We start from the raw sequence: 9,491 nt of genomic DNA, 5'->3' as shown, positions 1-9,491 counted from the left end.
TGCGATCCGGCGTGGACCCCGTTCCCGAGCGCGGGCCGGCCGACCCCGTGGCCGCCGTCGAGAGCGTGCTGCGGGGGCCGGTCGGGGTGCAGCTGGGTGCGAGCCTGGACGTGCTCGGCCCCGCGCGTCCGGTCGGTGCCGAGGTCGCGGCCGCCCTGGCCGCCGTCGCCCGGGAAGGGCTCACCAACGCCAACAAGCATGCGCCCGGCGCTCGGGTCGCGGCGACCCTCGCCTTCGAGCCGGGCACCGTCCGGCTGGAAATCGTGAACGGGCTGGCCGCGTCCGGGTCGGCGGCCGAGCCGGGCAGTGCGCTGTCCGATACCGGCGGCGGGGCGGGGCTGCGCGGACTGCGCGAGCGGGTGCACGCGGTCGGCGGCCGGCTGGAGGCTGGCGCCGAGGGCCGGCGTTGGGTGCTGGCGGCCGCGTGTCCGGCACCGGCGATCGGGCCGGCGGCGCCGGGCGATCCGGCTGCGACGAGCCGGGGCACACGGGCATGACCGGCCGGATCCGGGTGCTCGTCGCCGACGACCAGGCCATCGTCCGTGAGGGCCTGGTCACCGTGCTCTCGCTGCTCGACGACGTCGAGGTCGTCGGTTCGGCCGGCAACGGGCGGGAGGCGGTCGCGCTGGCCACGGAGCTCGCGCCGGACGTCGTGCTGATGGACCTCCGGATGCCCGAGCTGGACGGGGCGGACGCGACGGCCCAGCTGCTCGGGCGACTTCCCCGGACCGCCGTCCTGGTGCTGACGACGTACGCCGACGACACCTCGATCGGCCGGGCGCTCCGGGCGGGCGCGCGCGGCTATCTGACCAAGGACGCCTCGCGCGAGGACATCGCGGTCGCGATCCGGGCGGTGGCCCGCGGTCAGGCGACGTTCGACCCGGTCGTCTCGGCTCGGCTGGTGGCCGGGCTCACCGAGCCGGAGGTGCCCGATCCGCGGCTGGCCGAGTTGACCGCCCGGGAGCGTGAGGTGTTGGCCCTGATCGGCGACGGACTGAACAATGCCGAGATCGCCGACCGGCTGTTCGTCAGCACCTCGACGGTGAAGACGCACATCAACAACCTGTTCGCCAAGCTCGGTCTGCGCGACCGGGCGCACGCGGTCCGGATCGCCGCCGACCTCGCCCGCCCGGAAACTGGGCACAAACCGCAATCATGAAGCAATTCAGCCTGCGGTTGGCGCCCACTTTCCACGAGGGTGGAGGGGGTTCGAGCCCGAAATTGACCGTCTCTATGCGGCGCGGGTAGGGTTGACTGTCGCTGTGGCCTGCGCGACTCCGGACGGAGTGGGTCACGCTCGTACGGGTCGGGTTGTCGGAAGCAGTTTCGGTCTGGACGGATCGGGCTGCAGCACACCGTCAACTACTCCACCCCTATCGGAGCTCCACTACATGACCTCATCTCTCGAGGCACCACCTCAGGTCGCAGTCGACGACCTCGGCTCTGCCGAAGCCTTCATGGCGGCAATCGACGCAACGATCAAGTACTTCAACGACGGCGACATCGTCACCGGCACGGTCGTGAAGATCGACCGGGACGAGGTGCTGCTCGACATCGGTTACAAGACCGAAGGCGTGATCCCCTCCAAGGAACTCTCCATCAAGCACGACGTCGACCCCTTCGAGGTGGTCAGCGTCGGTGACGAGATCGAGGCGCTCGTCCAGCAGAAGGAGGACAAGGAGGGTCGCCTGATCCTGTCCAAGAAGCGGGCTCAGTACGAGCGCGCCTGGGGCACGATCGAGAAGATCAAGGAAGAGGACGGCGTGGTCACCGGTTCGGTGATCGAGGTCGTCAAGGGCGGCCTCATCATCGACATCGGCCTGCGCGGCTTCCTGCCCGCGTCGCTGGTCGAGATGCGCCGGGTCCGCGACCTCCAGCCGTACGTCGGCCAGGAGCTCGAGGCCAAGATCATCGAGCTGGACAAGAACCGGAACAACGTGGTGTTGTCCCGCCGCGCGTGGCTGGAGCAGACCCAGTCCGAGGTCCGGCAGAACTTCCTCACCCAGCTGCAGAAGGGCCAGATCCGCAAGGGCGTCGTGTCCTCCATCGTCAACTTCGGCGCCTTCGTGGACCTGGGTGGCGTGGACGGTCTGGTGCACGTCTCGGAGCTGTCCTGGAAGCACATCGACCACCCGTCCGAGGTGGTCGAGGTCGGCCAGGAGGTCACCGTCGAGGTGCTCGACGTCGACCTGGACCGCGAGCGGGTCTCGCTGTCGCTCAAGGCTACCCAGGAAGACCCGTGGCAGGCCTTCGCCCGGACCCACCAGATCGGCCAGATCGTGCCCGGCAAGGTCACCAAGCTGGTGCCGTTCGGCGCGTTCGTCAGGGTCGAGGAGGGCATCGAGGGCTTGGTGCACGTCTCCGAGCTGGCCGAGCGCCACGTGGAGATCCCCGAGCAGGTCGTCCAGGTCAACGACGACGTCCTGGTCAAGATCATCGACATCGACCTCGAGCGGCGGCGGATCTCGCTGTCGCTGAAGCAGGCCAACGAGGGTGTCGACATCTCGGCCGAGGACTTCGATCCGACCCTGTACGGCATGGCCGCGTCCTACGACGACCAGGGCAACTACCTCTACCCGGAGGGCTTCGACTCGGAGACGGGCGAGTGGCTCGAGGGCTACGAGGAGCAGCGGCACGCCTGGGAGCAGCAGTACGCCGAGGCGCACGCTCGCTGGGAGGCGCACAAGAAGCAGGTGGAGGAGGCCGAGCAGGCGGCGGGTGCCGCGGCGGCTCCGGCCAACTACTCCAGCTCGACCAGCGCTCCGGCGGCATCGAGCGGTCCGGCTTCCACCCCGACCGGCTCGCTGGCCTCCGACGAGGCCCTGCAGGCGCTGCGGGAGAAGCTCACCGGCGGCGCGTAGTCGCCTCCTGCGCTCAGCCTTGAACGGCCCCGTCCAGCTTCGGCTGGGCGGGGCCGTTCTCGTCCCGCCGGGTTCTGCGGCGGGACTCCTCGGCCGCTTCACACCCCGCGCTGCTTCCTCACACCGCCTGTCACGGGTCACGCCTGTCACGGGTCACGCCTGTCACGGGTGCGGGGCGGCAGCCAGGGGTGTGAGGCAACGTCGGCGAGCTGACCTACGCTGAGCCGGGTGATCAGAGTGGGCCTGACCGGCGGGATCGCGTCGGGGAAGAGCACCGTCGCCGACGATCTGGCCGCGCGCGGGGCGGTCGTCATCGATGCGGACGTGCTGGCCCGGGAGGTGGTCGAGCCCGGCACGGACGGGCTGGCGGCGATCGAGGCCCGCTTCGGTCCAGAGGTGATCGTGGACGGCGCGCTCGACCGGCCGGCGCTGGGGCGGGTGGTGTTCGCAGACCCGCAGGCTCGTCGCGATCTCGAGGCGATCATCCATCCAGCTGTACGTCGGCGCGCGGCCGAGCTCACCGCGGAGGCCGGCAGCGACGCCGTCGTCGTCCAGGTCATCCCGCTGCTGGTGGAGACCGGCCAGCAGGACGCCTTCGACCTCGTCGTCGTGGTGGACGTCGACCCCGACAGCCAGCGCGAGCGCCTGCAGCAGCGCAACGGCTTCAGCGCCGACGAGGCGCTGGCGAGGATCGCTGCCCAGGCGAGCCGAGCCGACCGGCTGGCCGCGGCCGACGTCGTGATCGACAACTCCGGGTCGCCGGCCGAGCTGGGGCCGCAGCTCGACCGGCTCTGGTCGATGCTGCAGGAACGTCGTCCTGGCTGATCCCGACAATCGGTAGACCCGGCGATCTCACCCCTAGGAGGGGTGTACTGCACCCCTGGGGACGGTTAGTGTCGAGCGATGGATCCCGTCTCCGCCGGCACGAGACCGATCACGGTCGCCCTGGTGGACGACTACGACGTGGTCGTGATGGGGGTCGCCAACATCCTCGATCACTATCGGGATCGGGTGGTGATCGCCGAGCTCGACACGAACGAGCCGCTCGAGGATCCGGTCGACGTCGTGCTCTACGACTCCTTCGCCCAGCCGGAGTCCGACCACGACGAGATCGCGGCCCTGGTGGGCAATCCGCGGGCCCGCCGGGTGGTGGTCTACACCTGGAATTTTCACCCGGACCTGATCCGCCACGCCCAGCAGAAGGGGGCGCACGGGTATCTATCCAAGGCGCTGAGCGCTGCCCAGCTCGTCGACGCGCTGGAGGCCGTCCACGCCGGCGAGCGGGTGTTCAGTGAGCCGCCCGGCCGCGCCCGGCCGGCCAGCGGCCTGAACTGGCCCGGCCGCTCGGAGGGTCTGACCGATCGCGAGTCGGAGATCCTCGCGCTGATCACCCAGGGCAAGAGCAACGCCGAGATCGCCCGGCTGACCTATCTCAGTCCGAACACGATCAAGTCCTACATCCGCACCGTCTACCGCAAGATCGGCGTGGACAGCCGGACGCAGGCGGTCGTGTGGGGAGTCCGCCGAGGATTCCTCCCCGATCACCACCGGATCGAGCACTGGAAGGGCGGCCCGTGACACGGACGCCTGATCGACATCACCCGACCGACCCGAGCCGGCACCGGGGGCTGACATACTCGCAGCCGGACCATCCGCACCAGCGACATCACCCGCCGGCCGTCGACCCGCACCGGAAGAAGGGAAAGCCGTGAGCTGTCCACGCTGTCGATCCGCCGTCCCCGAGGTTGCCCACTACTGCCAGGTGTGCGGGCAGGATCTGCGGTCCAACGATCAGACCCGGCGTCACTCCTTCGCCGCCAAGCCGGACGAGCCGGTCGCCTCGTTCGCGCTGATCTCCTCGATCATGCCGCGCGGCACGGCGGGTCAGCAGCCCCAGACGTACCGGATCGCGTTCGGGATCGCCCTGGTCGTCGCGCTGGTGGCGGCGATCTTCGGCGCCCTGCCGATCGCCGTCTTGGTGGCGGCCTTCGCCATCCCGATCGTCTACATCGTCTATCTGTACGACGTGAATCTGTGGGAGGACGAGCCGCTGCCGGTGACCGCGCTGGCGTTCGGCCTCACCGGCATGCTGGCCGCGCTGTTCACGCTGCTGTGGACCAGGCTCGTCCCGCTCACGATCTCGTTCACCGACATCGCCGGCTTCGTGATCGGCTCGCCGACGGTCGGCACGTTCTTGATCATCGCGTTGCTGGTGCCGATCGTCGGTGAGGCGATCCGTCAGATCGGCCCGCTGGTGCTGGCCAGCCGGCCGCAGTTCGACGACCTGATGGACGGCCTGACCTTCGGCGTGGTCAGCGGCGTCGCGTACGCCTGCTTCGACACGCTGGTTCGGCATTGGGCGCTGCTGACCGGTGGGATCGCCGAGATCGATCCCGGCCGCTGGGTGGCGTTGATCTTCCTCGAGGGCTTCATCAAGCCGTTGATCATGGGCACCGCGACGGGTATCGCCTGCGCGGAGTTCTCCGGCCTCGGCAAGGGCTATGACGGGTTCACGCCGCGCTACTTCGGCGGCCTGGCGGCGGCGGTGGTGGCCAACATCGCCTACCAGGCAGGTGGGTACCTGTTCGCGTTCGTCGGGTCGCCGACCCTCGGCTCGACCCTGCAGATCCTCTGGTCCTTGATCATCCTGGGCACGCTGCTGCTGCGGTTGCGGGTCGTGCTGCACGCCGGGTTGATGGAGGCAGCGCTGGAGCAGTCGGCCCGGCAGGGCTCGGCGGGCGCGACCGGGGAGCTGCAGTTCTGCACCCACTGCGAGATGCCCTTGATCGACAACGCGTCGTTCTGCAACGCCTGCGGCACGGCGATCCGGATCCAGCGCAGACCGCCTCGGCCGGACCCGGCGCCGGTCGGTGCGCCCGCAGGTGCTCCCGGCCAGGCGATGGCACCGGCCGGGCCGGGCACCGCGTCCGCCATGGCCCCTGGGGGCTCGCCGGCAGCGCCGTCGGAGCAGACCGGTCCGATCGAGCTGGAGACCCCGTCCGCGCGCGGGCGGCAGCCTGATCCGGGCCCGGTCCAGCGACCGGGCGGCGAGCAACCGGCGGTCTCGCCGTCCTCGGCCGACGACGTGTACGACCAGCTCGCCGACGATCGCGCCGATCCGGACCAGCGCCGAGCTCCCGGAACCGACGAGGGGGGCCGCTCGTGAGCCAGAACCCAGGCCAGTGGAACCCCGCGGGTGGTCAGGGCTATCCGCCCCAGGGCGGCCAGCAGCCGCCGCCCGGCCAGCAGCCGCAGCCGGGCCGGTACGGGCAGCGGCCGCAGCCGGGCCAGTACGGGCAGCAGCCGCAGCCGGGCCAGTACGGGCAGCAGCCGCAGCCGGGCCAGTACGGCCAGCAGCCGCAGCCGGGCCAGTACGGCCAGCAGCCGCAGCCGAGCCAATACGGCCAGCAGCCCCAGCCGGGCCAGTACGGCCAGCAACCGAGCTACCCGCAGCAGCAGCCGCCGGCGTACGGGCAACAACCCGCGTACGGGCAGGGGACGTACGGGCAGCAGCCCGGGTACGGGCAACCGCCTGGGTACGGGCAGCAGGGCGCCGGTTGGGGGCAGCAACCACCCGGCGGCGCGCCCGGTGGTCGGCCGACCAAGAAGAGTCCGGCCCTGATCATCGGGATCGTGGCCGCTGCGGTGGTCTTCCTGGTAGCGCTCGGCGGCATCTTCATCGCCCTGAGCGGTGGTTCCGACGATCAGCCCGTCTCCACGATCACCCCGGCACCACCGGGCGAGCCGACGCAGCCGACGACCGAGCCGAGCAAGCCGGGCGCGTCGAGCGAACCGGCGAAGCCGAGCCAGAATCCGGGTCAGCCGAGCGGCTCCACCATCGACCTCGGCAACGGCATCACGCTCACGCCCGCGGCCGGCTGGCAGATCCAGGACCAGGCGGCGACCGTCGTGTCGCTGACCAACAGCCAGGCCGTGTTCTACGGCCGCCAGCTGCAGCAGCAGAAGACGACCAATGCCGAACAGTTCTGTGATGCCTTCAACCGAGCGGCGCTGAAGAGCGCCGGCAACGCCAAGTTCGGTCAGGCCCAAGCACAAGACGTCGGATCGAACAAGCTGACTGCGGCCACCTGCGGGGCGACCTACACCGCCACGAGCGGTGACCAGTCCGTCCAGGTGCTGGTGTCCAGCCTCGTCTCGGTCCGCAAGAGCGACGGGTTGACCGTGGTCGGCACCCTGCTGTCGGTGAAGGGCACCGACGCGCAGACCCGATCGGATGCCGGCGAGATGATGTCCAGCATGCTCACCAGCCAGGCCTCCTGACCGCTCCAACCGGCACCCCGGGCAGGCTCGCATAGCCTGTCGCACTCCGCATGGGCTGTAGGCCATGCAAGGTCGTGCGGGATATGCGCGGTTCCGCGCCGGGGTTGGCCGGGCGCGAGCAGGCACCACTGTCAGTGGCGGGACGTAGGCTCGCCGGCATGCGTCCGATCGAAGACCTCCAGCGCACCGTCGCCCCGTTCCAGGTGGTGGCGGACTTCGCTCCGTCCGGTGACCAGCCCGCGGCCATCAACGATCTCGAGCGGCGGGTGCAGGGCGGCGAGCAAGACGTGGTGCTGCTGGGCGCGACCGGCACCGGCAAGACCGCGACCGTCGCCTGGCTGGTCGAGCGGCTGCAACGGCCGACGCTGGTCATGCAGCCCAACAAGACCCTGGCGGCACAGTTCGCCAACGAGCTGCGCCAGTTCTTCCCCGACAACGCGGTGGAGTATTTCGTCTCGTATTACGACTACTACCAACCCGAGGCGTACGTTCCGCAGACCGACACCTACATCGAGAAGGACTCCTCGCTCAACGAGGAGGTCGAACGGCTCCGCCACTCGGCCACCAACTCGTTGCTGACCAGGCGCGATGTCATCGTCGTCGCGACGGTGTCGGCGATCTACGGGCTCGGCACCCCGCAGGAATACCTGGACCGGATGGTCCGGCTCAAGGTCGGCCAGGAGATCGACCGCGACGTTTTGCTGCGCAAGCTGGTCGGCATCCAGTACGCGCGCAACGACCTGGCCGGCACCCGCGGCACGTTCCGGGTCCGGGGCGACACGCTCGAGGTCTTCCCGATGTATGAGGAGCTCGCCGTCCGGATCGAGTTCTTCGGCGACGAGATCGAGCACCTCTCGACCCTGCACCCGCTGACCGGTGAAGTCGTGACCGACAACGACCAGGAGGTCTATCTGTTCCCGGCGAGCCACTACGTCGCCGGTCCGGAGCGGATGGAGCGGGCCATCAACGGGATCGAGGTCGAGCTGGGGGAGCGGCTGGGCGAGCTCGAGGCCGAGCACCGGCTGCTGGAGGCGCAGCGGCTGCGGATGCGGACGTCGTACGACATCGAGATGATGCGCCAGATCGGCACCTGCTCCGGGATCGAGAACTACTCCCGCCATATCGACGGCCGGGGTCCCGGAACGCCGCCCAACTGCCTGCTGGACTACTTCCCCGAGGACTTCTTGCTGGTCGTGGACGAGTCGCACGTGACCGTGCCGCAGATCGGTGGGATGTACGAGGGCGACATGTCGCGCAAACGCACCCTGGTCGAGCACGGCTTCCGGCTGCCGAGTGCGATGGACAACCGGCCGCTTCGGTTCGAGGAGTTCGCCGAGCGGATCGGGCAGACGGTCTATCTGTCCGCAACGCCGGGCAACTACGAGCTGGCCAAGGCCGACGGCTATGTGGAGCAGCTGATCCGGCCCACCGGGCTGGTCGACCCCGAGGTGATCGTCAAGCCCACCCAGGGACAGATCGACGACCTGATGAGTGAGATCAAGCAGCGGGCGGCGGCCGACGAACGGGTGCTGGTGACCACGTTGACCAAGAAGATGGCCGAGGACCTGACCGACTATCTGCTGGAGAACGGCATCAAGACCCGCTATCTGCACTCCGAGGTCGACACCTTGCAGCGGATCGCCCTGCTCCGGGGCTTGCGGATGGGCGAGTTCGACGTGTTGGTCGGCATCAACCTGCTGCGCGAGGGTCTCGATCTTCCGGAGGTGTCGCTGGTCGCGATCCTGGACGCCGACAAGGAGGGGTTCCTGCGCAGCGAGAAGAGCCTGATCCAGACCATCGGCCGGGCCGCCCGCAACGTGTCCGGTCAGGTCCATATGTATGCCGACTCGATCACCGACTCGATGGCCTCGGCGATCGACGAGACCAACCGGCGCCGCGAGAAGCAGGTGGCCTACAACACCGCGAACGGGATCGACCCCCAGCCGCTGCGGAAGAAGATCGCCGACATCACCGACCTGCTCGCCCGCGAGGACGCCGACACCGATGACCTGCTCAGCACCCGACAGCGCAAGGGGCGCTCGCCGGTGCCGAGCCTGAGCACCAAGGACATCGGTGCGCACGCCCGAGAGCTGGCCGGGATGCCGGCCGGAGACCTGGCCGACCTGGTCCAGCAGCTCACCGACCAGATGCACGCGGCCGCCGCCGACCTCCAGTTCGAGGTGGCCGCGCGGCTGCGGGACGAGATCTCTGAGCTGAAGAAGGAGCTCCGCCAGATGCTGGAGGCCAACCGCTGAGCCCGCCCCGTCGACAGCTGACCGCGCGATAGCTGACCGGGCGACAGCTGACGGCGATCGCTTGACCCGACTGGGCACTCCGCACCGCGTACGG

The 9,491-nt window shown here is 69.5% G+C and carries 8 protein-coding genes; all 8 read left to right on the top strand.

Features of this window, described 5'->3' with window-relative positions:
- Positions 1 to 497: ATP-binding protein (locus ABD747_RS16520; protein ID WP_459077225.1), on the top strand; the 497-nt coding region annotated here is incomplete at its 5' end.
- The gene (locus tag ABD747_RS16515; protein ID WP_344806500.1) at positions 494 to 1,159 is read left to right on the top strand and encodes a response regulator transcription factor; all 666 of its coding nucleotides are present in this window, start codon (positions 494 to 496) and stop codon (positions 1,157 to 1,159) included. The genes ABD747_RS16520 and ABD747_RS16515, both read left to right, overlap by 4 nt.
- Positions 1,160 to 1,391: 232 nt before the next feature.
- Positions 1,392 to 2,861 carry a 30S ribosomal protein S1 gene (gene rpsA, locus ABD747_RS16510; RefSeq protein WP_344806498.1) on the top strand — a complete coding sequence of 490 codons (1,470 nt, stop codon included), beginning with the start codon at positions 1,392 to 1,394 and terminating at the stop codon, positions 2,859 to 2,861.
- Positions 2,862 to 3,089: 228 nt separating this feature from the next.
- Entirely contained in the window at positions 3,090 to 3,686 is a 597-nt protein-coding gene (coaE, locus tag ABD747_RS16505; RefSeq protein ID WP_344806496.1) for a dephospho-CoA kinase, read from the top strand.
- Between the two features lie 78 nt (positions 3,687 to 3,764).
- Positions 3,765 to 4,439, top strand: coding sequence for a response regulator transcription factor (locus ABD747_RS16500; protein ID WP_344806494.1), 675 nt, complete (start codon positions 3,765 to 3,767; stop codon positions 4,437 to 4,439).
- Positions 4,440 to 4,569: 130 nt separating this feature from the next.
- Positions 4,570 to 6,027, top strand: coding sequence for a PrsW family glutamic-type intramembrane protease (locus ABD747_RS16495; protein WP_344806492.1), 1,458 nt, complete (start codon positions 4,570 to 4,572; stop codon positions 6,025 to 6,027).
- Complete coding sequence (locus ABD747_RS16490) at positions 6,024 to 7,142, top strand: hypothetical protein (protein WP_344806489.1); 1,119 nt, start codon at positions 6,024 to 6,026, stop codon at positions 7,140 to 7,142. The genes ABD747_RS16495 and ABD747_RS16490 overlap by 4 nt, the downstream gene beginning before the upstream one ends.
- Positions 7,143 to 7,300: 158 nt before the next feature.
- Positions 7,301 to 9,397: an excinuclease ABC subunit UvrB gene (uvrB, locus tag ABD747_RS16485; protein ID WP_344806488.1), complete on the top strand. Its 2,097-nt coding sequence runs from the start codon at positions 7,301 to 7,303 to the stop codon at positions 9,395 to 9,397.
- The last annotated feature ends 94 nt before the right edge of the window (positions 9,398 to 9,491 follow it).

The sequence above is a fragment of the Microlunatus ginsengisoli genome, from assembly GCF_039537205.1.
Classification (GTDB): domain Bacteria; phylum Actinomycetota; class Actinomycetes; order Propionibacteriales; family Propionibacteriaceae; genus Microlunatus; species Microlunatus ginsengisoli.
The sequence above is the reverse complement of the archived record's forward strand: the minus strand, read 5'-3'. Positions and strand labels throughout refer to the sequence as shown.

Excerpts from the sequence above, each read along its gene's own strand:
- ABD747_RS16515 (WP_344806500.1), top strand. The coding sequence starts at position 494 with ATGACCGGCCGGATCCGGGTGCTCGTCGCCGACGACCAGGCCATCGTC.
- rpsA (WP_344806498.1), top strand. The coding sequence starts at position 1,392 with ATGACCTCATCTCTCGAGGCACCACCTCAGGTCGCAGTCGACGACCTC.
- ABD747_RS16500 (WP_344806494.1), top strand. The coding sequence starts at position 3,765 with ATGGATCCCGTCTCCGCCGGCACGAGACCGATCACGGTCGCCCTGGTG.
- uvrB (WP_344806488.1), top strand. The coding sequence starts at position 7,301 with ATGCGTCCGATCGAAGACCTCCAGCGCACCGTCGCCCCGTTCCAGGTG.